The sequence below is a fragment of the Aerococcus kribbianus genome (assembly GCF_026805545.1).
Classification (GTDB): domain Bacteria; phylum Bacillota; class Bacilli; order Lactobacillales; family Aerococcaceae; genus Aerococcus; species Aerococcus kribbianus.
On record NZ_JAPRFR010000001.1, the window covers coordinates 316,668 to 343,619 of the forward strand.

Sequence of the window (26,952 nt, forward strand, 5' to 3'; positions counted from 1 at the left end):
ATTTTTTTATGACTTATATTTTCATAGCGCGTTGTGCTTCTCGCTTCATGGTTTTTTCTTTGATGGCTTGCCGCTTGTCATGTTGTTTCTTCCCACGAGCAATACCAATTAAGACCTTAGCGACGCCATGCTTAATATATACCTTAAGAGGAACTAGCGTATGACCAGCTTGTTGGACATTTTTCTCCAATTTATTAATTTCGCGGCGTTTTAGAAGTAATTTGCGTGGTCGAAGCGGATCATGATTGAAGATATTTCCCTCTTTAAATGGTGAAATATGTACGTTATATAACCATACCTCACCTCGTTCTATACGCGCGAAACCATCTTTCAAATTGATATGACCTGCTCGTACCGACTTAATTTCAGTCCCCTTTAAAACGAGACCACATTCTATAGTATCTTCAATGAAAAAGTCATGATTGGCCTTACGATTTCGAGCGACAACATTATCGTCTTTTTTATTCGCCTTCGCCATTATCATCACGCCTTTCTATTTACGTTTTCTACGAATTTTAAAGGCTTTCTTTTGATTTTTGCCTTTGTTTCTTCCTTTACCTTTAGAGTTAGAATTATTTTTTCGGTTATGGCTTTTAGCTTTGTTTTTCCCCTTGGCATTTTTGCCTTTAAATTGTCCTTTTGTTTGGCCTTTTCCTAGCTTTTTGCCATGCTTACCAACTTTATGCGCCGTATTTCTTTTGCCGAATTTTCCTTTATTCTTATTGGCATTTTTATCGGGAACAATCTCAAAGTCAATTTCGCGACTATCTAAATCCGTCTTAACGAGTTTTACTTGGACTCGATCACCAATTTTATAAGTATTACCAGTATGTTCACCAATAAGAACTAATTGCCGGGCCACATAATGATAGTAGTCATCATCTAAGGTGGAAATATGCACCAAACCTTCAACTGTATTATCTAATTCAACAAAGAAACCAAAACCAGTGACTGAGGAAACAATTCCGGTAAAGGTCATTCCAACCTTGTCTAGCATAAACTCCGTCTTCTTGAGACTATCAGTTTCTCGTTCTGCCTCAATACTGCGTCGTTCCATTTTAGAGGACTGGTCAGCAATTTCTTCTAAGTCGAGCGTCAAACGCGCCGCTTGGTCTTTATTAGGTTTCTTCTTAGCATAAGTATGAATTAAACGGTGAACAATTAAGTCAGGGTAACGGCGGATTGGTGAAGTAAAATGCGTATAATCTTCAGCCGCTAATCCGTAATGTCCAATTGGCGTGACAGCATACTTCGCTTGCTGCATTGACCGTAAGAGCATCATTTTAACCACTGGACCGAATGTCTCGTCTTCCACTTCATGGAGAATTTTTTGTAAATTTTTAGGCTTCATATCATCCTTGGTCCCCTTAATGAAAAGGCCAAAGTTTGTCACAAATTCTAGGAAGCGTTGCAAACGGTCGGCATCTGGATGCTCGTGAATCCGATAAATAAATGGCAAGGATTTCTGGGTAAAGTGTTTGGCCACAGTTTCATTGGCCAATAGCATAAAGGACTCAATCATCATCTCACCCACACCTCGTTCACGAAGATGAATAGCTAATGGTTTACCATCCCTATCGACTTCAATTTCAGATTCTGGCGTGTCAAAATTGATTGCTCCCCGCGCCTCACGCCGATCATAAAGCTTAAAATGCAAGTCTTGCATGGCCAATAGCATAGGGTAGATAGCTTGGTAGTGGTCAATTTGATTGGCATTATGATCTTCTAACATGTCATTAACCGCACTATAGGTCATCCGATAATCCGAATTAATAATAGAAGGTTGGATCTGATAATCAACTACCACCCCTTGTTGATTGACTTCCATCAAACAAGACAGAGTTAATCGATCGACATTGGGATGCAAGGAACAGATTCCATTAGACAATCGTTGCGGTAACATCGGCACCACCCGATCAGTCAGGTAAACAGAGGTTCCTCGTTCAAAAGCTTCTTGGTCAATAGGACTATTTTTAGTGACATAGTGCGATACATCAGCAATGTGGACACCTAAACGTTGGTTGCCATTAGAAAGTTTTTCCATAGAAATGGCGTCATCCAAATCCTTAGCATCAGCCCCATCAATAGTAATAGTCAATAAATCTCTTAGGTCCAAACGTCCAGACAAGTCTTGGTCAGAAATACTTTCCGGTACTTGGTCAGCCTGTTTTTTAACCGCTTCAGGAAACTCAACCGGAATATCAAATAAATTTAAAATCGCTAAAATATCAACGCCCGGTTCATCTTTATGGCCTAACTGTTTTACTACCTGACCGGTAACCCGGTGGGGATGGTCTGAACTTGGATAGTCGTCAATATCTAAGGCGACAATCTCACCAGTGACTGGGTGAAGCCCATCTTCCTTGACGAAGATATCAATTCGATCAAAGCCCTTATTCTGTGCCTTAATGCCACCATAAAAACCAGTTTCAGCTCGTAAGTGGTCATCAAAGGCCGTAAATTCACCGATTACTCGGCTAGTGTGCCGTTCTATAATAGCTGTGATTTCTCCTTCTGCAGACTTATCTGAACCTTCTTGTTTGGCTTGAGAAATCGTTACTTCAACCGTATCACCATTTAAGGCATTTCCAGTCGCTTGCTTGGGAATAAAAATATCGTCATCATAGTTTTCTACCGAAACAAAGCCAAAGCCTTTATCATTTTGAGAAAAATGTCCAGTGACCACTTGATTGGTCATGGGCAAGCGGATTTTTCCTTGGGCAGAGATTTCAATTTGTCCAGTCGCTTCTAAATGAGCGATTAACTTAACAAAGTCAGCAAAATCTTCGCCGTGGTCAAAACCCAAAGCTTGGCTTAATTCTTGGGTGGTCTTCCCTTGAGGTGCTTCAGTCAATTCGGCTTTAATTTGACGAGCAACAATTTTTTGTTTCATCTTATCACGTCCAGTCTAATTGCGCTAAAAAGTTAACAACAGTTTCTTCAAACTCCTTGTGGCATTTATCTACGGTAATCACATGACCTGATTTAGGAAATTCATTATAATCCACTGGCGCACTGACTAGTGCCTCGGCCAATTTCTTCCCAGAATTCGCATCCACGAATTCGTCTTGGCCTGCTGAGGCGATATAATAAGGTAAGTTAATTTCACTCACTCGATCAGTGATGGCTTGGTTAATCGCATTTACTATGTCAAGGGTAGGTTTGAGGTCCTGTTTTAGATGGTCTAATTGGCCATAAAGATCAGCACCAGGAGTCCCTTGTTGTTGTAGAACCCGTTTAGCATATTGAATAAATTCAGAGGGAACATTGGATTCTCCCATGTCATCAGTCATAATTGGAGTACAGAAGGATCCAGCGGCTAGAAGATCACGGTCAAATATCAAACTAGTTGCAATCGACCCTCCCAATGATAGACCCAAGGCAACAATTTTTTTGTATCCTTTAGCTTGCAAAAAATCATAGGCAGCTTGGCCATCAGCTACCCAACGTTTAGCATTTTTAGTATTTACAAGATCATAAACGTTTTCGGTAGCATGTCCAGATAAATGAGGGGCATAGACTGTATAACCCTCACGCTGTAAGCGACGTCCTAACATACGAACATCATTTGAAGAACCTGTAAAGGCATGAAAAAGAATGACAGCTCGCTCTGATTCTTCAAATAAAAATGGTTTAGCTAATTTCATGGCTTCCTCCTAATAATACTCAAGCTACAAAAAAGCGGTCCACAAAGTGAACACGCTAAGTCACAATTTATGATGATAGTTTAGCTAACAGTAACGCTAAAACCATGAAAATAAATCCTAGGATAATCGTCATCTTATTTAATACCGCTTCAAAACCACGGGCCTTTTTGTTCTTACCAAATAAGGCTTCAGCACCACCAGTTAAATTACTTGCAGCATTATTTTTAGATGGTTGGATAACAACGATAAAAATCAATAAAACAGAAACGATTATAATAGCGGTCATTAATGTTTGGTACACGTTTACTCCTCCATTTCAAAGTCCTTCCTATTTTATCATAAATAATTAAGCCATACAATCCAAAGCTTTTCAATCATTTGAACAAAAAAGAGTCAAAGTGCCTTGACTTTCATCTTGGCAACTTTGACTCTTATCTGAGTGCTTTCAAATCGGACTTTTCATATTTTATCGTACATTTGAGGCTACCCGTTTTTCATCTCATCCTTATAGTCGAGTTCTGAAATGCAGCTCCTTCGACTGTTTCCTAAAGCTGTTTGGATAGGTTTCTCCTATCCTGAACACTTTACTCCAACAGCTCGGAGCTCCCGCATTTCATCGCATCCTTTTTTGTTGCACCCTACCCTAAGCGTTGTTGGTATTCTTTTTTGTAGCCATCGACTTCATCAGGACGGCAATAAACATAGTGACCAGGAGCGATTTCGGTCATCATTTCATCACCAGAGAATTCGGCGTGATCATAAGTAATCCGCTTCCGATTCCGTTCATAGATTGGATCAGGCAAAGGTATGGCTGACAAGAGGCTCTTAGTATAAGGATGTAAACCGTGGAAATAAATTTCATCGGCAGCACCCATTTCCACTAACTTCCCATGGTACATTACCCCAATTCGGTCAGAAATGTACTTAACCATTGATAAGTCATGAGCGATGAATAAGAAAGTTAAATCAAATTCATCCTGTAACTCCTGTAAAAGGTTGACAACTTGGGCTTGGATAGACACATCCAAAGCAGAAATAGGTTCGTCAGCCACAATCATTTTAGGGTTAACGGCTAAGGCACGAGCAATCCCAATCCGCTGGCGTTGCCCTCCAGAAAACTCATGGGGATAACGAGAACCATGGTTTGGATTTAAGCCTACCTTGCTTAGTAGTTCTCCCACTTTAGTCTTTAGATCAGATTTTGACTTAACGAGATTATGGATGGTTAGACCTTCTGCGATAATATCTTCAACCTTCATCCGCGGATTTAAAGACGCATAAGGATCTTGAAAAATCATTTGGATATCTTTACGAAAGTCCAACATGTCATGGCGAGATTTTAACTGGGCAATATCGTTACCTTCAAAAATAATTTGACCATCTGTAGGATTATAAAGACGGATAATTGCTCGTCCGGTAGTGGTTTTCCCTGAGCCAGACTCTCCAACTAAACCGAAAGTTTCCCCAGGATAGATATCAAAACTAATATCATCAATGGCGCGGACTTCATTATTTTGCCCTTCGTTAAAGTATTGTTTTAAGTGCCGTACTTTTAGTAACGGTTCTCCCACTTGTTTACTCATGTAAGTCCTCCTCACCTAAACTAGTCCGAACATCAGGATCTAAGCCAGTCGCAGCTAAATTTTCAGCATAAGGGTCATTCGATTGGCTGTCATTTTCTTGGTCTTCTCCAGTCATAATGGAATTATCTTCAGATATGATTTCTTCGAATCCTTGGTTGGAATGTACGTCTTTACCAGCTTGTAAGTCTTGGTAAATGGCATAACGTCGTTTGATTTCCGCAGGTGGATCGACTTCAGGCGCATCTGGATGTAACAGCCATGTTTTAGCTCGGTGTGATTCTGTTACTGCAAACATTGGAGGGGCTTCTTTGAAGTCAATTTCCATCGCATAGTCAGACCGAATCGCAAAGGCATCACCTTGGGGAGGATCCAACAAGTCTGGCGGAGTACCAGGAATTGAAATTAGCTCCCCTTCTGTGTCCAAGGTAGGCATAGACCCAATCAATCCCCATGTATATGGATGTTGAGGATTGTAAAAGATTTCATCAACACTTCCTTCTTCTACAATCTCACCAGCATACATTACGGCCACACGGTCAGCAACATTAGCAACGACACCCAAGTCATGAGTAATGAAGATAATTGAAGTTTCAATCTTATCCTGTAATTTCTTCATTAATTCTAAAATTTGTGCTTGAATAGTGACGTCCAAAGCAGTGGTTGGTTCGTCAGCAATCAAGATTTTAGGGTTACATGCCAAGGCAATTGCGATAACAATCCGCTGCCGTTGTCCACCAGAAAATTGGTGGGGATAATTGTTCATTCGTTGTTTGGCATTTGGAATACCAACCAATTCAAGAATTTCGGCTGCTCGCTCGTAGGCTTGGCTTTTAGACATGTCTTGATGGAGAATGATTGGTTCAGCAATTTGCTTACCAATTTTGATAACGGGGTTTAATGACGTCATTGGATCTTGGAAAATCATCGCAATATCTTTTCCCCGAATTTTCTGCATTTCTTTATCAGTTTTTTCTAAGATATTGCTACCTTCAAAGTTAATTTCGCCACCCTTAATCATGGCGTTGTTGGCTAATAATTTCATAATTGAACGCACCGTAACAGATTTACCAGATCCTGATTCTCCTACGATGGCTAAGGTTTCTCCCTTGTTTAAATGAAAATCAACCCCGCGAATAGCTTGTACTTCACCTGAATAGGTGTCAAAGGATATGCGTAAATCATTAACGTCTAAAATTCTTTCTGTCATCTCTTTAACCTCCTAATCAGTTGTTTTTGGATCGAGGGCATCACGTAAACCGTTAGCTAACATATTGAAGGCTACCATTACCACACAGATTACCCCAGCTGGATACCACATTAAGTGCGGTAAGAAGCGGAAGGTCTTATACCCATCATTGATCAAGGTACCAAGTGAGGCTTCTGGTGCTGGAATACCTAAACCGATAAAGCTCAAGAAGGCCTCGAAGAAGATAGCAGATGGAATTGAGAATACTGTTTGGATAATAATGATACCTGACAAGTTAGGCAGAATATGTTTAAAGGCAATATTGATTGCTGATTCTCCCAAGGAGCGTGCCGCTAAAATGTATTCTTGGTTTTTCAGTTTCAGTGTTTGCGCCCGGATGATTCGTGCCATAGAAATCCATTCAGTTAAGGCTAAGGCGATAATAATAGAGCCGATTCCGGGATCTAAAATTAAAAGCATTAAGATAACCACAACTAGATTAGGTACCCCAGACAATACTTCTAGAATACGCATCATAACATTATCTACACGACCCCCGCACCAACCAGCGATAATACCATAAGGCACACCAATTAGTAGGTTAAAGGCAGCTGCAATAAAACCAATAAATAAAGAAACACGTGTCCCGTATAAAATACGTGATAAGAGATCCCGTCCCAAAGCATCTGTCCCCAGATAGAAATAAGTGCCTTCACCTACGCCAGCTTGGGCATATTTATCAATAACCGTTGTGCCACCTGCTGTTGTTTGTGTTCCATTAAACCAAGAGAAGTTTTCTAAGCCAGGAATTTTGGGGGGCAAGTTGGCTAATTGTGTATTTTGTATTGCTGGATCATGTGGCGCCAAAACTGGTGCCAAGATAGCGATAATAGCTACAATAATCAAGATAAGCAAAGACACTATGGCTACTTTATTTTTCTTTAAACGCCGCCATGCATCTTGGAGGAATGTAAGTGATTCACCTGCAATTTGTTCACGTTCTTCCGTGTTTTTTATGGTAACCGGACGAAATTGGTCAGCAGAAATGTGTTGGTAATTTGTATTGACTTCAGCCATATTAATTTCCTCCTTCTGAATTCACACGAATACGTGGGTCAACCACACCATAAAGAATATCAACTAATAGCAACATAGCACATAGTAAAAATGAATACATAATGGTAATCCCCATAATCGTTGGGTAGTCGTTGGTCTGAATTGATTTTACAAATTGTTCTCCAATTCCTGGAATGGCAAAAATATTTTCGACAACCATGGATCCAGTCATCAACCCCACCAATAGTGGCCCTAAAATAGTCAGCAAAGGAATTAAGGCATTTCTAACACCATGTTTAAAGGAGACAGCCGCTTTACTCAATCCCTTGGCACGAGCCAGTTCAATATAATCGGAGTTCAAAACATCCACCATCTCAGTTCGAACAAAACGACTTGAATCTGATATCGGTGAAATCATCAAGGCAACAGTTGGAAGGACAGTGGCAGCAAATGAACCATCCCACAAAGCAATCGGGAACCAATTCAACTGTACTGCAAAAACTAATTGCAGTAATACTGCGAATACAAAAGAAGGAATTGACCGCCCAATAATAGCGACAAAGGTTGCTGTGGAGTCAATCCAAGTGTTTTTAAACATCGCAGCAATTACCCCTAAAACAATTCCTAAACCAGTCCCAAAAATCATGGCTTGGAAACCTAATTGAAAGGATGGTCCCATCCGATTACCTAACAAGGTAGAAACAGGAGTATTATTGAATTGGAAAGATACGCCTAAGTCACCAGTTAATAAGCCTAGTATGTAACGGCCAAATTGAACAATGACCGGATCGTTAAGACCATATTTCTCATTCATAATATAAATTTGCTCCGGTGATAATTTGTCCTCGTTATTAAACGGTGTTCCGGGTAATAATTTCATTAAGAAAAATGTTATTGATGCAATTAGAAATAAGGTAAGGGCCATATAGAATAACCGCCGTGCGAGATATTTACCATATGATTTCATAAATTGCTTCACCTCCAAAATTGTGTTATTTTATTGTCATTACAATAGTAAGGAATGATTCCATGACTAAACGCTTTTATAAGATTCTGACAATTGTTTTAAGTATTTTACCACTAATCAGTTATTTTTTCTCAACTTTTAATCACTTTTTTTCTTATTTAAGCAACAGCTATTTTTATATGGCTGCCTTTTGCTTAATTATTGGCTTATTTGCTCATATTATAAAAGTTGGAACCTTTGATTTATTTGCCTTTAGTTTGAGAAAATACCTCCCTAAGAAAAGAAATGATTATGCAGCTGAAAAACTGCAGGATCAGTCTGATGATCAAGATATTCAACAGCTCTCTAAGAGTGTAGGATCTTGGTATATTCCGCTCTTGAAAATCGGAACATATTTCTTAATCTTGTCATTGCTATGTTTAGGTCTATATTTTTTTACAAAGTAACCAATAAATAAAAGGGCTGGACGGAGACGTCAGCCCTTTTATTCTGCTGTCAGTCGCTAAATTACTCTTTGTCAGCCCATTTGAAGCTTGTGTTCGCTCCTACTTGATTACGTACAACATTTTTAACCGCTGGATTTTCAAGGTAAGTTTGAGACCGTTGATAAAGTGGAGAAATAGCATAATCATCTAATAATAATTTTTCTGCCGCTTGTAAGTCTTCCCAACGTCCAGTGAGATCTTCCGTTTCATCAGCAGCGGATTGAATCAAGGCATCATATTCTGGATTAGAGTAGCTAGAATTATTATTGTTACCATCTGTCACAAATAATTCAAGATAGTTAATTGGGTCGGCATAATCAGCACCCCATAAGGCGACTTGTAGGTCGTAATCTTGTTTGTCATCAGCAGCAATCCGTGACTTAAATGGTACGGCTACGATGTTAACTTCTAGACCATCAAGATTTTGTGTTAATTGCCCTTGCAAGAATTCTGCAGACCGTTTGGCTCCTTCTGTATCATCAGTTAATAATTCAAGCGTAATTTGGTCTTCACCAATTTCTTCTAGCCCTTCTTTAAATGCGGCTTTGGCTTCTTCTAAGTTATAAGACACTAAGTTTTCGCCATTATCTTCACGGAAGTCAGCATTTGTTTCTGGATTTTTAGCTAAACCTTTAGGAACAAAATAGTCCGCAGCCTGGGAGCCATTTTTCAAGACATCGTTGACATAAGCTTCCTTATCTACTGCTTTAGCAATTCCTTCCCGGATTTTAGCATTAGCTAATGGGGTTTCTTTACCATTTCGTTCTTGGTTCATTTTCAAGTAAGCCAAGGTTGATTCTGGTGCAGAATCGCGGTTAGGATCATCTTGTCGTGCTTGGGCATATTCACTACCTAGAGTAGTAAAGTCAAGTTCACCAGAGTCAAATAAGTTAATTGCTGTGGACCCTTCTTTAATTACCTGGTAATCAATAGCATCTAATTTTACGGTATCAGCATCCCAATACTGGTCATTCTTTTTAAGTTGCCAGTTTAAGTTAGTTCCGTCCCAACCTTCAAGAGTAAATGGACCGTTATAAAGTACATTCTCAGCACTTGTACCATAACTATCACCCTTCTCTTCAACGAATTCTTGGTTGAGTGGGAATAATGGTGCCATAGCTAAGAGACCTTTTAAGTAAGGAACAGGTTTTTCATATTTTACTTCCAAGGTCTTATCATCGATTGCTTTAACACCCAATTCACTTGGCTCTGCTTCACCTTTAATAACGGCATCAGCATTAGCAACAATGCCTTGAATCAAATAAGAATAAGCAGCTCCAGTATCTGGATTAGTTAATCGTTGCCAAGAATAAACAAAATCATCAGCAGTCACTGGCTCACCATTAGACCAAACGGCGTCTTCTTTTAATTTATAGGTGTAAGTTAATCCGTCTTCGGAAATTTCTGGTTCTTCGGCTAACATACCAAGTTCATATTCACCATCTTTTGTTTGACGGTAAAGCCCTTCGTTAACAGCTTCCATAGCGTTAAAGCTTACTGCGTCGGTAGCCATTGTGGCATCCATAGTTGGGATTTCTGCTGACTCCACCCAGTTAAGGACTTTGCCACCTTCTCCATTGGCACCACCACTATTTCCGCCACCATTGTTACCACAAGCGGCTAATAATAAACCTGAGAGACCAACGATAGCTGTTGCCTTTAATAATGATTGTTTCTTCATAAGGTTTCCTCCCTAATTGCTAACTTATAAAAGAGTTTAGCGGAACTTTTTCTTCATGTCAATACAATTGTATGCACAATTCTAATATTTTATCATTTTATTTTAAAAATAAATAAAGAAAGCCGACAATATCGGCTTTCTAAATATAAAATATCACTCATTTTTTCATCATATTTTAATATTTAATTTTCTGCAATCTCAGCTGTTCTTAAATCAAATTCATTTCCAACTGGTCTAAAGGTAATATTAACTAATCGTGGGTTACGTAATTGAGTTTCCACTTCCTGGTATAATGGCACCATTGCAGTATCATCAGTTAAGATACTTTGCGCTTGTTTAAAGTTATTCCAACGTGCCATTGCATCATTAGCATTTTCTCCCTTGGCCGCCTCAATTTCAGCATCATAGGCGTCATTGGAGTAGTGGGCCCGATTATATGGCGCGTCTGTTTGATATAACTCATAGAAGTTAATACCATCGGCAAAGTCCGCAGCCCAACCCGTTAAAGCGAGGTCATAATCCCCTTTCTCTTCTGCATCTAGGCGATTTTTCTTAGGCACAGATACAATATCGACCTTTAATCCTGGCAAGTTATTCTGTAATTGTCCTTGGATATATTGGGTAGTATTTTTACTTTTTTCGTCATCATCACCAATTAGTTTTAAACTTACTTCTTTAGTTCCTAATTCTTCTTTGGCTTGATCCCAATACTTTTCAGCTTCGGCTAAGTCAAAACGGTCTCTTAGCCCCATTTCTTCAGTAAATTCCGTGTTATTTTCAGGATTGAAGATGAAGTTTTTCGGTACAAAAGTCGCCACTGGTTGAGACCCATCCCCAATCACATCAGAAGCCAACTGCTCATTATCAATGACATAATCAATGGCTTTACGTAAACTGTCGTTTTGTAAAGAGTCATTTTCGAAGTTAAAGGCCAACCAATAATTCCGTGCTTTAGCTTGTTGAACTGCATCAGGATGATCCATAAACTGTTTCACAGTTTCTCCAGTAAGTAGTGAATTATCGACTTCGCCAGCCTCATAAAGATTGGTATTTGTCGAAATTTCTTTTAATACTTGCACATTGACCTGATCAATTTTAATATCATCAGCATTATAGTAGTCAGGATTCTTTACTAGCGTCCATTCTAGTCCTGTACCATCCCAGTTTTCTAAAACAAATGGTCCAGAGAATAATAAGTTGTCAGCAGAAGTGCCATAAGCATCCCCTTTTTCTTCAACAAAATCTTGGTTCAAGGGATATAAAACCGGAAAAGCCAAGAGGTTCAACATATAGGGGGTTGCCTGATCAAGTTTGATTTCAACGGTATAATCGTCTAAGGCCCGAACCCCTAACGTATCCACATCCGCTTCACCAGCTAGAACAGCCTTAGCATTGGCAAAATTCTCTAACAAGTAAGAATAGGGCGCCCCAGTATTAGGGTCAGCCAACCGTTGAATAGCATAAACAAAATCATGAGCTGTGATTGGATCCCCATTGGACCATTTTGCGTCTTTACGTAATTTGATGGTGTAGGTTAACCCATCTTCCGATACTTGAGGCATATCTTTCGCCAAAGCTGGTTGTACTTCATTTTCTTCATTTTCCCAATAGAGTCCTTCCTGAATGTGGCCTAAATAATTGGCGGAGTTCATATCTGTCACCAAACTCGAATCTAAAGTGGCAATTTCTGTTGGAGCCACATAATTGACAACTGCCCCTTCGCTACTATTACCATTAGACGATCCTGAATCACCTGACGAATTTCCAGAACAGGCTGCTAAAAGTAGTGTTGTAGCTAACCCAATAATCATTTTGCTTTTCCTCATTATTTTCACCCTCTTTTCTAATCATATTTTAATTTTATTCTATTTTTCAGAATTGTCAATCTATTTTGCAACAAATTTTATAAATTAATTTTTTGAATATTAGACAGCAAAATTTTTATATGGTTTAAATGTTTAGCTGTTATAAATTATCAGTTTCTAACCCTCATATTTTTGCGATTAAGATATAAAAAACGTTGAGGCTTAAACCTCAACGCTTTGATAGTAGATTCTATTGATTATTTTTCCTTGAGGGGTTGAAGTTCCACCGTGACGATCCAAACAATAAAAGGCACTAAAACCACATTCACTGCCGTTAAAAAGGACTTTTTAGAAGAAGTAGTGTACTCCAATCCTGTAGTCTGTAGAAAATATGCCAGGAAGAGAATACTACCAATGAACTCTCCCTTAAACAGATATGTTTTGTTGATTTGCTTTAATTGTTTATAATTAAGGACTAAAAGAATGACAAAGGCAATCGAAAAGCGCATGGCAATAATTCGGAAAGTCGTAAAGTAGTCCAAAGCAATTGCAGAAAAGGTAAAACCTGACCCCCAAATAATTGCTGTGATTAATAGCCCCAACTTTCCTAGCGTTTCTTTATTAAGTTTCATAATATCCTCCAAGTTTATTAGACTACAATATTTATAGCAAAATTGTCTATGAAACACACTCCTCTATTCAACAATGTAATAAAAAAACGAGCTAGGAGATTCCTAGCTCGTTGACGGTAATAAGTTTAAGCTTATTTACCTGGGTTTTCTAAATTGTAGAAGGCTTTTAGACCTTGGTATTCAGCTAATTCGCCCAATTCGTCTTCGATACGTAATAATTGGTTGTATTTAGCGATACGGTCAGTACGTGATAATGAACCAGTCTTAATTTGACCAGCATTAGTTGCTACAGCAATATCAGAGATAGTAGCATCTTCTGTTTCACCAGAACGGTGAGAAACTACTGCAGTGTAGCCAGCACGTTTAGCCATTTCAATCGCATTGAACGTTTCAGTTAATGAACCAATTTGGTTAACTTTGATTAGAATTGAGTTACCTACATGGTTTTCAATTCCACGTTCAAGAATTTCAGTGTTTGTAACGAATAAGTCGTCACCAACTAATTGAACTTTGTCACCAAGATGTTCAGTTAATAGTTTCCAACCATCCCAGTCATTTTCATCCATACCATCTTCGATAGTGATGATTGGGTATTTGTTAACTAATTCTTCAAGGTATTCTACTTGTTCTTGAGCAGAACGTTTGGCACCATTTTCACCTTCGAATTTAGTGTAGTCATAAACACCATCTTCGTAGAATTCAGATGAGGCACAGTCGAAACCTAGGAAGACATCTTCGCCAGCTTTGTAGCCAGCTTTTTCGATGGCCTTGATAATTGTTTCAACAGCGTCTTCAGTACCGTCGAAGCGAGGAGCAAATCCACCTTCGTCACCAACTGAAGTTTCTAAACCACGGTCAGAGAGAATTGCTTTTAAGGCGTGGAAGATTTCAGCACCCCAACGTAGGGCTTCTTTAAATGAAGGTGCACCAGCTGGTACAATCATGAATTCTTGGAAAGCAATTGGCGCATCAGAGTGAGACCCACCGTTAATGATGTTCATCATTGGTGTAGGCAATACTTTGGCGTTGAAACCACCAAGATAGTTGTATAAAGGCACACCTAATTCATCTGCAGCAGCGCGCGCAGCAGCAATTGATACGGCTAAGACAGCGTTAGCACCCAATTTACCTTTGTTATCTGTACCATCTAATTCGATCATTGCTTGGTCGATGCCGATTTGGTCAGTGACTTCAAAACCGATTAAAGCTTCTTGGATAGAAGTATTAACGTTCTCAACTGCTTTTTCTACCCCTTTACCAAGGTAACGGTCTTTGTCGCCGTCACGTAATTCAACAGCTTCATGTTCCCCAGTTGACGCACCTGAAGGAACAATACCGCGACCAAAGCCACCTAATTCAGTAAATACTTCAGCTTCGATAGTTGGGTTACCACGTGAGTCTAAAACTTCGCGAGCGTAAATATCAATAATTGCAGACATAATTTCTCTCCTTTTTCTGTCTTATTCTTACTCTATTAGTATAGCATAATTACCTAAATTAAGCCATTCTCTTAATGCTTGATTAGGCTTACTCCTGTCATTTCTTCAGGCTTATCTAAACCTAACAAGTCTAACATTGTTGGTGCTACATCAGCTAAGCGTCCATCTGTCCGTAATTCTGCTCCATCTTTTGTTACAATTAATGGAACAGGAACCGTTGTATGGGCAGTGTTTGGGGAGCCATCAGGATTTAATTCTGTTTCTGAGTTCCCATGATCAGCAAAAATAATCGCGTGACCACCCTTTTCAGTGATAGCATCCACAACTCGGCCTAAGCATTCATCAACAGCTTCAATTGCCTTGATAGTCGCTTGTAAATCACCAGAGTGACCGACCATATCAGGGTTGGCAAAGTTTAGGATAATTGCGTCTTCACGGTCATTGTTAATTTCATCCAATAAAGCATCAGTGACTTCGTAAGCAGACATTTCAGGCTTCAAGTCATATGTTGCTACTTTTGGTGAATTAATTAAAATCCGTTTTTCGCCTTCAAACTCTTGGTTAGAGCCACCGTTCATGAAGAAAGTAACATGAGGGTATTTTTCAGTTTCGGCAATCCGTAATTGTTTAAGGCCATTTTTAGATAGGACTTCACCAATCACATTCTTCAATGGAATCGGTGGGTAAGCAATGCTTGCAGGAATATCATCATTGTATTTGGTCATAGTGACAAACTTGACATTCTTAGGGAAGTTATCGCGTTCAAAATTAGTCCAAGTTTCAGCTGTAGCAGCGCTTGATAATTGAATTGCCCGGTCAGGACGGAAGTTTGCAAAGATAATTGCATCATTATCATGAACTTTTCCTAAGGCTTCTCCTTGATCATTAACAATCACGCTTGGGACCACAAACTCATCAGTGACATCGTTAGCATAAGAAGTTTCGACTACTTGTTGGGCAGATTTTGCTTCATTACCGCGACCATTAAAAATCACATCATAAGCCTTTTGTACACGTTCCCAACGATTATCGCGGTCCATCGCATAGTAACGACCAGATACAGAAGCAATTTCACCTAATCCTTCTGTAGTCATGACGTCTTCGATGGTTTTGATATATCCTGGTGCCGCATGTGGGTCAACATCCCGACCGTCAAGGAAGGCATGTAAGAATAATTTTTTAACCCCTTTGGCTTTGGCGTCACGAATTAACTGGGTGATGTGATTTAAATGAGAGTGAACACCACCGTCAGATAATAAACCGAAAATGTGCAAGGCAGAATCATTGGATACCGTATGACTATAAGCCTCATTTAAAGCAGGATTTTCTAAGAATTCGCCGTCTTCAATGGCCTTATCAATACGAGTTAAACTTTGGTAAACAATCCGGCCCGCACCAATGTTGGTGTGCCCTACTTCTGAATTACCCATTTGCCCTTCAGGTAAACCAACATCAAGGCCAGAAGCCTTCATTGTAGCATGTGGGTATTGATTCCAATAACGGTCGAAGTTAGGTTTATTGGCTTGGTTAACAGCATTACCGTAATCTTCTTCGCGCCATCCGAATCCATCAAGGATAATAATGGCTACTGGTGACTTACTCATGCAACCCCTCCAGTTAATAAAGCAGTATAAGAATCAACTTCTAAGCTAGCGCCACCAACTAAGGCACCGTCGATATTATCTTTAGCTAATAGTTCAGCCACATTAGCAGGTTTCACTGAACCACCATATAAGATACGTACCGCGTCACTCGCTTCTTGGCCAGCAACTTCAAAGACCACTTCACGAATATGCGCAATCATAGTTTCCGCATCGTCAGCTGAAGCAGTTTTACCTGTCCCAATTGCCCAAACTGGTTCATAGGCAATGACAGTCTTACTTACTTCCTCATCAGACAAGTTAGCTAGAGCTGCTTTTACTTGGCCAGCGACCCATTCTTGGTCCTTTCCAGCTTCGCGTGTTTCTAAAGATTCACCAACACAGATGATTGGTGTCATACCATGGTCAAGGATCGCTTTAGTTTTCTTGTTAACGTCTTCGTCAGTTTCATGGAAGATATCCCGACGTTCAGAGTGACCAACAATGACATAAGGCACTTCAATGCTAGCTAATGATTGTGGGCTGATTTCACCAGTAAAGGCACCCGCATCTTCAAAGTGGGCATTTTGAGCACCAATTTTAATGTCTGTTCCCTTGGCCGCTTCTTGCATGGCAGTAATAGCAAGTGCTGTTGGGGTAATTACCGCTTCAGCATCTGTTTTCGGGAAATTTTCTTTTAATTCGTTGATAAAAGCAACGCCTTCTTCTGGTGTTTTGTTCATTTTCCAGTTTCCAGCAATTAATGGTTGACGCATGTTAACATCCTTTCTCAATGCAATTATTTGTCATCTAAGGCAGCTACTGCAGGAAGTTCATTTCCTTCTAAGAATTCTAATGAAGCGCCCCCACCAGTAGAAATGTGAGAAAACTTATCAGCATAACCTAGGCTTTGGGCAGCTGCAGCAGAATCTCCACCACCGATAATCGTTTTGGCATCATCTAAGTCAGCGATGGCTTGACAAACACCAATTGTTCCCTTAGCAAAGCTTTCCATTTCGAAGACACCCATTGGGCCATTCCAAACCACTGTTTTGGCACCAGCAAGTTCTTCTTTGTATTTTTCAACAGTAGCTGGTCCACAGTCTAAGCCTTCCCAGTCCGCAGGGATAGCATCAGCAGAAACGACTTGGGTATTGGCATCATTTGAGAAGTCATCTGCAACCACATTATCCACTGGTAAAACAAGTTTGTCACCAGCTTCTTCCATGAGTTCTTTGGCTAATGGTACACGTTCTTCTTCTAATAATGATTTACCGACTTCATAGCCTTTAGCCTTGTAGAAGGTGTAAGCCATACCGCCACCGATCAAGACTTTATCAGCCTTAGATAAGAGTGACTTGATAACATTAATTTTATCAGAAACCTTAGCACCACCTAAGATAGCGACAAATGGCCGTTCAGGATCATTTACTGCTTCCCCTAAGAATTTAAGTTCTTTTTCCATTAGGTAACCAGCAACGGCTTCAAGGTTAGCTGAAATACCAACGTTAGAAGCATGTGAACGGTGAGCGGTACCGAAAGCATCATTAACAAATACATCACCTAATGATGCCCAGTATTTACCAAGTTCTGGGTCATTTTTACTTTCTTTCTTACCATCTAAATCTTCGAAACGTGTGTTTTCAAAGAGCAAAGCTTGTCCCGCATCTAATTGATCAATAGCTTCTTCCAGTTCTTTTCCTCTAGTTGTCGGAACAAATTGAACATCTTGGTCCAATAGTTCGCTTAAGCGTTGGGCAACTGGACGTAGGCTCAATTTCTCCTTGTCAGCTTCTTCTTTTACCTTACCAAGGTGAGAGAAGAGGATTAATTTTCCACCTTGTTCCAAGATGTATTTAATAGTAGGCAAAGCTTGAACAATCCGGTTGTCGTCACTGATTTGACCATCTTTCAATGGGACGTTGAAGTCAGCACGCATTAAAACTTTCTTATCTTTTAACTGGATATCTTCAACAGTTTTTTTAGCCATTCTTGTCATCTCCTTTATCTCTTAAAAAAATAAGCGAGAAGCGCGAAGCTTCCCGCTGTCATGAAAAGCTAGGCGATATGCCTATTTTCATCTTATAACGTAGCGAATTTTTCTAATAAACGAACCATGTTTGAAACGAAACCAGCTTCGTTATCATACCAAGCAACAGTTTTCACTAATTGTGAACCATCTTCTGCTTCTTGGATTTCAGTTAATGTAGCATCAAAGATTGATCCAGCGTGGAATCCGATGATGTCAGAAGAAACGATTTCGTCTTCGTTGTAAGCGAATGAATCGGTTGAAGCAGCTTTCATTGCTTCGTTGATTTCTTCAACTGAAACGTTTTTGTTTAATAGAGAGTACATAATAGTGTGAGAACCAGTAACTGTTGGCACACGTAATGCAGAACCATCTAATAAACCGTTAACTTCTGGAATTACACGGCCAATAGCTTTAGCAGCACCTGTTGAAGCAGGGATAATGTTTTGCGCTGCAGCACGTCCTGAACGGTAAGATTTAGCGTTAGGAGAGTCTTGAGTTGGTTGAGTAGCAGTGTAAGCATGAACTGTTACCATGTTACCAGTTTTAATGCCGTAGTTGTCTTGTAATACTTTAACAACTGGTGCTAAAGAGTTTGTTGTACAAGAAGCTGCAGAGATGATTGTGTCGTCAGAAGAAATAGTGTCTTCGTTAACACCGTAAACGATCATCTTAGTTTCAGCATCTTTGGCAGGAGCAGAAATTAATACGCGTTTAGCACCTGCATTAATGTGGGCTTGAGATTTTTCTGCTGAAGTGTAGAAACCAGTACATTCAAGTACGATATCAATTCCAAGGTCACCCCAAGGAAGGTCGTTGGCGTCTTTTTCTTCATAAGATTTAATTTCTTTGCCATCTACTAGGAAACCGTTGTCAGTTAATTCAACTGAATATGGGAAACGGCCATGAGCAGTGTCATATTTTAATAGGTAAGCAAGGTTTTCGTTGTCGGTTAAGTCGTTAACTGCAACTACCTCTAAGTCTGATTCTGTTTCTAAAATACGACGTAATGCTAGACGTCCAATACGTCCAAATCCATTAATTGCTACTTTTACTGCCATTTAAAATTCCTCCTTATGGAATATAAATTATTATTTTAATGGGTTTCCCCATTTAAAACCTGATTTGCAGCACCATGGTCAGTGATTAACACTAACTGTTTGGGTGCGAGTTTAGCAAAAGCTGCTATAGCCTTTGCCTTTGATGAGCCGCCCGCCACCAAAATAGGATGGGCGACAGAAGCAAGGTCTTCAATTTGAAAACCAATCCGTGGCATCCGGTAAACAATCTTACCATCTGCATCGAAGAAACAACCAAATGCTTCTCCAACTGCTCCTGCCTTAGCGATTAGTTCGGCTTCATCGAGGTCGACTTCTCGACGCTCTGCCATTATTTTAGCATCTCCTACACTAAAGAGTAAAATGTTAGCCCTTTTGAGTTCTTGTAGGGTCTGCTGGATGGAAGGTTCCATCAGCAATAAACGATAGGTCTCTTGGCTGAGTTTCTCTGGTGTATAAAGCACCATATTCCTTCCATGTAAACGTTGGGCTAAGATATCTGAGATAGTATTGGCTTGGGCAGCAAGTTGGTCGCCCAAACCGCCTCTAGCAGCTACCACGGTAAAATCACGTCCGTTAGCTAAAGATTCTTGCATATTCTTGGCAATATCTAACATAGTGGTTCCCCCAGTTATTGCTAGGGTGTGGTGGCCACGGTCAAGTTTCTTGTTCAAATATTGAGAAACTTGTAAGCCTAACTCATAATTCTGAAGGCGATCGCTATCCGCATCTCCAGAAACAATCTTAACCTGGCGAATATCCAGTGTTTGTTTGAGAAGTTTTTCTTGCACATGTACGGATGACTGGTGGCGCCAAATATTTTGCGCATTAATCAGCGCTTGTTCACCTTTACCAGTGACCATCATACCTTTTGCACTAGTCACAATAAACTGTTGCTGTTTGAGAAATTCAGTCTCCGTCCGCAAGGGACGCTCTGTCATCTGCAAACGTTCAGCGAGTTGTTTGCGACCAATTGGCCCTTCTCGATAAATCATATGTAAAATATCAATACGTCGCAGGTACACTGGAAGGAGTTCAGGAACGATTTCAATCATTTGTTCTATGACATCTTCCATGATAACCTCCTGTCTGGACGCTTTTTGTCCAGGTGATCATTTTTTGACCACCTTGGTGTAAAAAAAATTTAAACTGGCCAAGCAGTCAAATTCCTTACACCAATTAGTATAGCAATTTCCATTTCTGACCGCAAGTCAAAACTACTAATTTAGACAAGGCAATCATCAATACTGATTAAAATAATCACAGCTAATAAAAAAGCCCCACTTACTTATGGGGCTAGATGTTCAAATTATTGGTTTAATTCGTTACTGGATTCCATGATGTGGTCAATTAGACCATATTCTTTGGCTTCTTGAGCAGTCATATAGTTATCACGGTCAGTATCTTTTTCGATCACTTCAAGTGGTTGACCCGTTTTTTCTGACAGGATATGATTTAATTTTTCTTTAGTCTTAAGAATATGACGCGCTGCAATTTCAATTTCAGTGGCTTGACCTTGGGCACCGCCTAGGGGTTGGTGAATTAATAGTTCAGAGTTCGGTAAGGCATACCGTTTGCCCTTGGTTCCAGCAGTAGAAATGATTGATCCCATTGAAGCGGCTAAACCAGTTACGATAGTCACCACATCGGCCTTAACAAAATTCATGGTATCATAGATGGCCATCCCGGCAGTCACAGAACCACCTGGTGAGTTCACATAGATATAGATATCTTTTTCTGGGTCTTGAGCATCTAGGAATAATAATTGGGCAATAATTGAGTTGGCCATATTATCTTCTACTTGTCCACTCATCATAATAATACGATCTTTTAATAAACGAGAGTAAATATCATAGGCACGTTCGCCGCGTGCAGATTGTTCAATAACTGTTGGTACTAAATTCATTATTCAGTTGCCTCCTTTTATTCTTATATGCTCATCTTAGCATAATGGTCAAATATGGTCAATTGATTGCCCTTCCTTAATTTTATCGATTTCTTCAGAAATAGCTCTTGCATTTATTCTATATATTAGCTATAATAGTTTCATTGAGTTAATTGCGCTCGTAGTGTAATGGATATCACATGAGATTCCGGTTCTCATAATGGGGGTTCGATTCCCTCCGAGCGTATTTGAGCTATTTAATAGGCTTCAAACAGCTATATAAACGTTGATATAATAAGGTTTTACAACTTTTTGAATTCTATTGAATTATTCAAAATCTAAACACATCTAAACACGTTTCTAAACACATTTAAGTGTTCCCGTTCTAAAGGAAATGAATATCATTATCGGCTATTAGCTATCAGGCTAATAGCTTTTTTGTTTCATTCAGATGTTTAACACTATTTAGAATGTTACTTTCGTTAATCTGTAAAATTTTTTAGAGAGTCTGATTACTATGGACACCTTGCGAGCGTATTTGAGCTATTTATTAGGCTTCAAATTGCTATATAAACGTTGATATAATAGCATTTAAGCGTGAAGCAAATGTTCTTAAATTCCGCCAAGTTTTCTCTGTATACCGTAAAGTTTGGCGGAACTTTTTATATAGTTATATACAAAAAAGAGAGTCCACTTGGGCTCTCTTTTTTTATAATTAAGCATTAATAAAACTGAATATATGCCACCATTTCTGGGGGTTTAAAATATTAAGAAAGAAGTTGTCACTAGAAACCCCGTAACCAATAAATAAACCCAAGAATAGGCAAAGCAGAGCTAAAATGGCGTACACAGCCAGCCAATGTTTTTTAACCAAATGGATTACTTTTTCTTTCATTAGCAATACCGCCTCCTAGTTAAATAAAGCCGCTAATTGGTCGTCGCTTTGCTCGTCAACCGGCATACGTTTCACCTTGGCCCCTAGTTGTACTAATTTATGTTCAAAATCATGGTAACCCCGGTCTAAGTATTCTAGACGGGTCACTTTAGTAATACCATCCGCTACTAAACCTGCGATAATCAATGCAGCGGCTGCTCGTAAATCAGTTCCTTGCACGTTAGCACCTTGGAGTTGAGCGGGTCCAATAATGGTCGCGGTATCAGCGGCTACAGCAAACTTAGCGTTCATCCGCCGCATTTCTTCCAAGTGCATGAAGCGATTTTCAAAAACCGTTTCTTCCATTTCAGATGTTCCATCCGCTAAAATTTGCGCTATAGTAAATTGGGCTTGCATATCTGTTGGGAAACCTGGATAAGGCAAGGTTCGCACATTAGTCGCTTGTAGTTGTTTCGGGCCTTGGACACGAATACCGTCTTTTTCTTCGGTAAAGTGAACACCCATTTCCTTTAACTTAGAAATCAGTGGTAAATTGTGTTCAGCGAGGGCATCAACGATGTGGACATCTCCTTGAGTGACTGCGGCGGCTACCATAAAGGTTCCCGCTTCAATTCGGTCAGGAATGACATAGTGTTCAGTTGCTGTCAATTCTTGGACCCCTTTTATCTTAATGGTATCAGTACCGGCGCCTTGGACCTTGGCGCCCATTCGGTTAAGGAAGTTGGCTAGGTCAACAATTTCTGGTTCGCGGGCCACATTTTCTATAATCGTGGTGCCTTCAGCTAGGACAGCAGCCATCATAATATTCTGAGTAGCTCCCACACTAGGGAAGTCTAAATAGATGTTTGCCCCCTGCAATTTATCTGCAGTGGCTTCAACATAACCTGCTGTAGATACTACTTTCGCACCAAGGGCTTCAAAACCTTTGATGTGCAAGTCAATAGGACGCGATCCAATGGCACAACCACCAGGCATGGCTACCTTGACATGGCCAAAGCGAGCAAGTAAAGGACCCATGACAACCACTGAGGCACGCATTTTACTGACCAATCCAAAAGGGGCTTCTGTTGATAATTCCTTGGCTGCATTAATGGTAATCTCGTTTTTGTCTTCCGCAAAATCGACATCGGCATTAAAATGCCGTAAGACGTCATTCATAGTGTAGACATCTGACAATAAGGGCGCATTAGTTACCTTACACACCCCCTGGCTGGTCAATAAGGTTGCGGCCAGTATTGGTAATACAGCATTTTTAGCCCCATCGATGGTCACAGTACCTTGCAAACGGTTGCCACCTTTAATTACCATGGTATCAGTCATTGTATCATTCACCTCAATCAATTATAGGGTTCCAAAGAGACGGTCGCCGGCGTCACCTAAACCAGGTAGGATATAAGCATCTTCGTTGAGTTTTTCATCAAGAGCGGCGGTATAAATTTCAATATCAGGATAGTTTTCTTGCAAGGCTTTAACGCCTTCAGGACATGACACTAGACAAACAAATTTAATTTGTTTAGGATCCACTCCCCGTTTTACTAGAGAATCGAAGGCCATCATCGCTGAACCACCAGTGGCTAACATAGGGTCAACAACAATCACTTGACGTTCAGAAATGTCATTTGGCATTTTGAAGAAGTATTCTTGCGGTTCCAAACTTTCGTGGTCACGGTACATACCAATATGCCCTACTTTGGCCGCAGGCATTAGCATTAACATACCATCAACCATTCCTAAGCCAGCCCGTAAGATGGGTGCAATCGCTAATTTTTTACCGGCAATCACTTTTTGCGTGGTTTTCATTAATGGGGTTTCAATTTCAACTTCTTCTTGGGGAAGGTCACGAGTGACTTCATAGCCAAGAAACATCGTAATTTCATTGACAAGATCACGAAAATCTTTGGTGCCTAAATCTTTGTCCCGCAACATGGCCATTTTATGTTGCACTAAGGGATGGTCAATAATATGTAAATTACTCATATGAAAACTCCTTCTATATTAAAACGCTAGTTTATTGTCTTCTATTATAATAACATGACTTACTTGTTTTTAGGATAAGAAATACCTCTTATTCGATCACTTGACTAGCTGCCTTTGTCAACCGGTTACGGTAAGCCTTATTGCCTTCAATGTCAGGATAAATAATCACTACAATTTCGTCGATTGCTTCTTGGTCATCAAAATAGCGTAAGCCTGCATAAAGATTGTGCATAGCATCCTCGACTGAATCTTCAATCTCGTAGCTAGCAATTCCTGAGCCCATGGCTTGTAAATAATTTTTTGGCGCCATCACACCAAGCTGCTTATGCTCTTTGTGGGTGAGTACATAGTCAGTGAGTTGATTGGGTGCCACCGCAATCACTTCTTGGCGCGGACTATAATGCCGGTATTTCATCCCTGGAGACTTGGGTCGGTCCGCACTCTCCAAATCCGTTAAAGACACCGTAGAAACGCTTAAGTCTGGTATAGCTGCTTTTAACATCTCTTCAGTGATATAACCAGGACGGAGAATCTGTACCTGATTGGGATTAGTGACATCTAAGACCGTAGATTCTACCCCAATACGACTGGGTTGACTAGCCAAAATACCGGCAATCTTTCCGGAAAAATCATGGAAGACATGGTCAACAGTGGTCGGACTTGGTTTCCCTGACAGGTTGGCAGAGGGTCCGACTAAAGGTTTCCCCACGGCACGAATCAAAGCTTGGGTATCCTCATTATCAGGAAAACGAATGCCTACTGAGTTTAGTCCTCCAGTCACGTTTTTCGGAAAGGTTCCTTCTGTTATAGGAATAACCATGGTCAAAGGTCCTGGCCAGAAAGCATTGCTTAATTTTTTTATCAGCGCCTCGCTTTCCTCATTTGGAATGGCATAGTTGAAAATATCTTCAGCTTGACCAATATGAACAATCAATGGATTATCACTGGGGCGTCCCTTGACCTGAAAAACTTTAGCCACAGCCGCTTCGTTTTCAGCTACTGCTCCTAAACCAAAAACGGTCTCAGTAGGAAAGGCAATGAGCTCGCCATTTTGCAAACGGTCGGCTGCTTGGTCAATTGTTTCTGCTGTAAATAATTCTGTCATTTTAATGGCCTCCTTTGTCTTGCATCAGGATAAAGCGCTTGTGACCGGTGTAATCTTTGCACGTGTAAACGTGATGATCAGGGTATGCCTTAAAAAAACTGGCTTCTAAGTTTTGCGCTTGTTGGTAACCCATTTCACCAATAAATAAGCCGCCAGGATTTAGATGTCGGCCTAAGTCAGCCAACAAGTGGTCATAAAAACCATAACCCTGGTTGTCAGCAAAAAGGGCCAAATGCGGTTCATATTTCAAGACATCACTTCCCATTTCAGCAGTTTCAGCTGAGCCAATATAAGGGGGGTTGCTGACAATTAAATCAAAGCTTTGGTCGCCAATAGGCTCAAGACTATCACCTAAGACAAAATCAACTGCTAAGTCTAAGGATTTGGCATTCTCTTTAGCCACTGCTAAGGCCTCAGCTGAAATATCCGAAGCCACTACTTCTGCTTTTGGCATCTGTGATTTAATCGCTAAGGCAATGGCTCCTGTCCCTGTCCCAATATCTAAGACTTTTTTGTGGACTGATTGTTCAAGAAATTCAAGCGCTAAAGTCACTAAGTCTTCGGTTTCTTGACGAGGAATCAAGGTGTTGGGACTGACTTGGAGAGCTAAGCCATAAAACCAAGCACGACCGGATATGTATTGCCAAGGATAGTCTTCTAAGGCCACACGCCTGATAGCTGCTTGATAATTTTTTAAATCATTATCAGGCATGGGGGTATTTTTAACTCTTAGCCATTGGGTTAAGTCTAAGTCATATAAGTCCCACATCAACCATTTGCCTATACTCTGGTCTTTATTATGTTTATGCAAAAAAGAAGAAGCCCTATTTAGAGCTTCCTGGTAGCTAATACTAGAAGGAGCTTTCATTGAGTTCCTCTAATCTATCGGCTTGGTCAGCCAACAATAGCGCATCGATTACTTCATCCAATTCACCGGCAACGATCCGGTCAAGTTTTTGAATGGTCAAATTGATGCGGTGGTCAGTGACCCGGTTTTGTGGGTAATTATAGGTACGAATTCGTTCTGAACGGTCACCAGTTCCAACCAAATTTTTCCGTTTACTATCATATTCACTTTGTTGTTCTGATTGTAACTTCTCATACACCCTAGACCGTAAAATCATCATCGCTTTTTCACGGTTTTGTTGTTGGGAACGTTGGTCTTGCATGGCAACAACAACACCAGTGGGCTCATGGGTCATCCGCACGGCAGAGGCAGTCTTGTTGACGTGCTGTCCACCTGCACCAGACGCATGGTAAATATCTACACGAATATCATTTTCATCAATTTCGAAGTCCAAGTCTTCCAATTCTGGCATTACACCCACTGTTGCCGTTGAGGTGTGAACCCGTCCCTGCGATTCTGTTTCAGGAACACGTTGGACACGGTGAGCACCAGATTCAAATTTAAGTTTAGAATAAACATTTTCCCCAGAAATTTGTAAAATAATTTCCTTGAAACCCCCAATATCGTTGCTTGATGATTCAACGACTTCTACTGACCAGCCTTGGCTTTCAGCATATCGAGAATACATATTATAGAGGTCACCAGCGAATAATTGGGCTTCATCGCCCCCTGCGGCTCCCCTAATTTCCATAATAATATTCTTATCATCATTAGGGTCTTTAGGAATCATTAATACCTTAATTTCTTCTTCTAATTCTGCTTGCTCTTCTTTCAACGCCTTTAGTTCTTCTTTGGCCATTTCTTGCATGTCTGGATCAGAACTATCACTTAAAACTTCCTCCGTGCCTTCAATATCAGAAACGACATTTTGATATTTTTTAAAGGCTTGGACTTTGGGACGTAAGTCAGCTTCTTCCTTTGATAATTCACGAAAACGGCGATTATCATTAATGACCTCAGGATCGGACATGAGTTCTGCTAATTCGTCGTAACGGGCGATAAAAGTATCGGCTTGATCAAAAATCATCACTTATC

25 protein-coding genes and 1 tRNA gene are annotated in these 26,952 nt (G+C 40.2%); 2 read left to right on the plus strand and 24 right to left on the minus strand.

All coding sequences use genetic code 11. From position 1 onward, the window contains the following. Positions 1 to 13: 13 nt before the first annotated feature. From smpB to opp3b, 8 genes are all read right to left on the minus strand, one after another. Positions 14 to 478, minus strand: a complete 465-nt coding sequence (smpB, locus tag OW157_RS01490) for an SsrA-binding protein SmpB (RefSeq protein WP_268751563.1) — start codon at positions 476 to 478, stop codon at positions 14 to 16. A 15-nt stretch (positions 479 to 493) separates the two neighbouring features. Then, positions 494 to 2,893, minus strand: coding sequence for a ribonuclease R (rnr, locus tag OW157_RS01495; RefSeq protein ID WP_268751564.1), 2,400 nt, complete (start codon positions 2,891 to 2,893; stop codon positions 494 to 496). 4 nt (positions 2,894 to 2,897) lie between these two features. Then, positions 2,898 to 3,647 carry an alpha/beta hydrolase gene (locus OW157_RS01500; RefSeq protein WP_268751565.1) on the minus strand — a complete coding sequence of 250 codons (750 nt, stop codon included), beginning with the start codon at positions 3,645 to 3,647 and terminating at the stop codon, positions 2,898 to 2,900. A gap of 67 nt (positions 3,648 to 3,714) precedes the next feature. Beyond that, entirely contained in the window at positions 3,715 to 3,948 is a 234-nt protein-coding gene (gene secG / locus OW157_RS01505; RefSeq protein ID WP_268751566.1) for a preprotein translocase subunit SecG, read from the minus strand. A 337-nt stretch (positions 3,949 to 4,285) separates the two neighbouring features. Next, positions 4,286 to 5,230 carry an ABC transporter ATP-binding protein gene (locus OW157_RS01510; RefSeq protein WP_268751567.1) on the minus strand — a complete coding sequence of 315 codons (945 nt, stop codon included), beginning with the start codon at positions 5,228 to 5,230 and terminating at the stop codon, positions 4,286 to 4,288. Continuing rightward, positions 5,223 to 6,437: an ABC transporter ATP-binding protein gene (locus tag OW157_RS01515; protein WP_268751568.1), complete on the minus strand. Its 1,215-nt coding sequence runs from the start codon at positions 6,435 to 6,437 to the stop codon at positions 5,223 to 5,225. Before OW157_RS01515 ends, OW157_RS01510 begins: the two co-directional genes overlap by 8 nt. Positions 6,438 to 6,449: 12 nt before the next feature. Continuing rightward, positions 6,450 to 7,493, minus strand: coding sequence for an oligopeptide ABC transporter permease (gene opp3C, locus OW157_RS01520; RefSeq protein ID WP_268751569.1), 1,044 nt, complete (start codon positions 7,491 to 7,493; stop codon positions 6,450 to 6,452). A gap of 1 nt (position 7,494) precedes the next feature. Next, positions 7,495 to 8,439, minus strand: a complete 945-nt coding sequence (gene opp3b, locus OW157_RS01525) for an oligopeptide ABC transporter permease (RefSeq protein ID WP_268751570.1) — start codon at positions 8,437 to 8,439, stop codon at positions 7,495 to 7,497. Positions 8,440 to 8,501: 62 nt separating this feature from the next. On the opposite strand from opp3b, the gene OW157_RS01530 reads away from it, so the two are divergent. Beyond that, entirely contained in the window at positions 8,502 to 8,885 is a 384-nt protein-coding gene (locus OW157_RS01530) for a DUF3899 domain-containing protein (protein WP_268751571.1), read from the plus strand. A 61-nt stretch (positions 8,886 to 8,946) separates the two neighbouring features. Here OW157_RS01530 and OW157_RS01535 read toward each other — a convergent pair whose 3' ends face one another. The 10 genes from OW157_RS01535 to clpP all read right to left on the minus strand — a co-directional run bounded on the left by OW157_RS01535 (position 8,947) and on the right by clpP (position 21,054). Continuing rightward, entirely contained in the window at positions 8,947 to 10,605 is a 1,659-nt protein-coding gene (locus OW157_RS01535; protein ID WP_268751572.1) for a peptide ABC transporter substrate-binding protein, read from the minus strand. Positions 10,606 to 10,787: 182 nt separating this feature from the next. Then, entirely contained in the window at positions 10,788 to 12,431 is a 1,644-nt protein-coding gene (locus OW157_RS01540; protein ID WP_268751573.1) for a peptide ABC transporter substrate-binding protein, read from the minus strand. 236 nt (positions 12,432 to 12,667) lie between these two features. Further along, a complete protein-coding gene (locus tag OW157_RS01545; RefSeq protein ID WP_268751574.1) occupies positions 12,668 to 13,042 on the minus strand; it encodes a DMT family transporter in 375 nt (124 codons plus the stop codon). Positions 13,043 to 13,173: 131 nt separating this feature from the next. Continuing rightward, positions 13,174 to 14,481, minus strand: coding sequence for a phosphopyruvate hydratase (gene eno / locus OW157_RS01550; protein ID WP_268751575.1), 1,308 nt, complete (start codon positions 14,479 to 14,481; stop codon positions 13,174 to 13,176). A gap of 71 nt (positions 14,482 to 14,552) precedes the next feature. Next, a complete protein-coding gene (gene gpmI / locus OW157_RS01555; protein WP_268751576.1) occupies positions 14,553 to 16,085 on the minus strand; it encodes a 2,3-bisphosphoglycerate-independent phosphoglycerate mutase in 1,533 nt (510 codons plus the stop codon). Beyond that, positions 16,082 to 16,837: a triose-phosphate isomerase gene (gene tpiA / locus OW157_RS01560; protein ID WP_268751577.1), complete on the minus strand. Its 756-nt coding sequence runs from the start codon at positions 16,835 to 16,837 to the stop codon at positions 16,082 to 16,084. Before tpiA ends, gpmI begins: the two co-directional genes overlap by 4 nt. Before the next feature lie 23 nt (positions 16,838 to 16,860). Next, entirely contained in the window at positions 16,861 to 18,051 is a 1,191-nt protein-coding gene (locus OW157_RS01565) for a phosphoglycerate kinase (RefSeq protein WP_268751578.1), read from the minus strand. A 92-nt stretch (positions 18,052 to 18,143) separates the two neighbouring features. Then, positions 18,144 to 19,151 (minus strand): type I glyceraldehyde-3-phosphate dehydrogenase, encoded by a 1,008-nt coding sequence (gene gap, locus OW157_RS01570; RefSeq protein ID WP_268751579.1) that lies wholly within the window; start codon positions 19,149 to 19,151, stop codon positions 18,144 to 18,146. 35 nt (positions 19,152 to 19,186) lie between these two features. Then, positions 19,187 to 20,224 (minus strand): sugar-binding transcriptional regulator, encoded by a 1,038-nt coding sequence (locus tag OW157_RS01575; RefSeq protein ID WP_268751580.1) that lies wholly within the window; start codon positions 20,222 to 20,224, stop codon positions 19,187 to 19,189. Between the two features lie 233 nt (positions 20,225 to 20,457). Then, positions 20,458 to 21,054 (minus strand): ATP-dependent Clp endopeptidase proteolytic subunit ClpP, encoded by a 597-nt coding sequence (gene clpP, locus OW157_RS01580; protein WP_268751581.1) that lies wholly within the window; start codon positions 21,052 to 21,054, stop codon positions 20,458 to 20,460. 154 nt (positions 21,055 to 21,208) lie between these two features. On the opposite strand from clpP, the gene OW157_RS01585 reads away from it, so the two are divergent. Continuing rightward, positions 21,209 to 21,280: transfer RNA gene (locus tag OW157_RS01585), tRNA-Arg, on the plus strand. A gap of 468 nt (positions 21,281 to 21,748) precedes the next feature. Here OW157_RS01585 and OW157_RS01590 read toward each other — a convergent pair. The 6 genes from OW157_RS01590 to prfA form a co-directional block, all read right to left on the minus strand. Continuing rightward, positions 21,749 to 21,928, minus strand: coding sequence for a DNA-directed RNA polymerase subunit beta (locus OW157_RS01590; protein ID WP_268751582.1), 180 nt, complete (start codon positions 21,926 to 21,928; stop codon positions 21,749 to 21,751). A gap of 15 nt (positions 21,929 to 21,943) precedes the next feature. After that, positions 21,944 to 23,248 carry a UDP-N-acetylglucosamine 1-carboxyvinyltransferase gene (murA, locus tag OW157_RS01595; RefSeq protein ID WP_268751583.1) on the minus strand — a complete coding sequence of 435 codons (1,305 nt, stop codon included), beginning with the start codon at positions 23,246 to 23,248 and terminating at the stop codon, positions 21,944 to 21,946. 21 nt (positions 23,249 to 23,269) lie between these two features. Further along, positions 23,270 to 23,905 (minus strand): uracil phosphoribosyltransferase, encoded by a 636-nt coding sequence (gene upp, locus OW157_RS01600; protein ID WP_268751584.1) that lies wholly within the window; start codon positions 23,903 to 23,905, stop codon positions 23,270 to 23,272. 88 nt (positions 23,906 to 23,993) lie between these two features. Further along, a complete protein-coding gene (locus OW157_RS01605; protein WP_268751585.1) occupies positions 23,994 to 25,010 on the minus strand; it encodes an L-threonylcarbamoyladenylate synthase in 1,017 nt (338 codons plus the stop codon). Position 25,011: 1 nt separating this feature from the next. Further along, positions 25,012 to 25,878, minus strand: a complete 867-nt coding sequence (gene prmC / locus OW157_RS01610) for a peptide chain release factor N(5)-glutamine methyltransferase (protein ID WP_268751586.1) — start codon at positions 25,876 to 25,878, stop codon at positions 25,012 to 25,014. Beyond that, the gene (prfA, locus tag OW157_RS01615) at positions 25,862 to 26,941 is read right to left on the minus strand and encodes a peptide chain release factor 1 (protein ID WP_417882745.1); all 1,080 of its coding nucleotides are present in this window, start codon (positions 26,939 to 26,941) and stop codon (positions 25,862 to 25,864) included. Before prfA ends, prmC begins: the two co-directional genes overlap by 17 nt. Positions 26,942 to 26,952 lie beyond the last annotated feature (11 nt).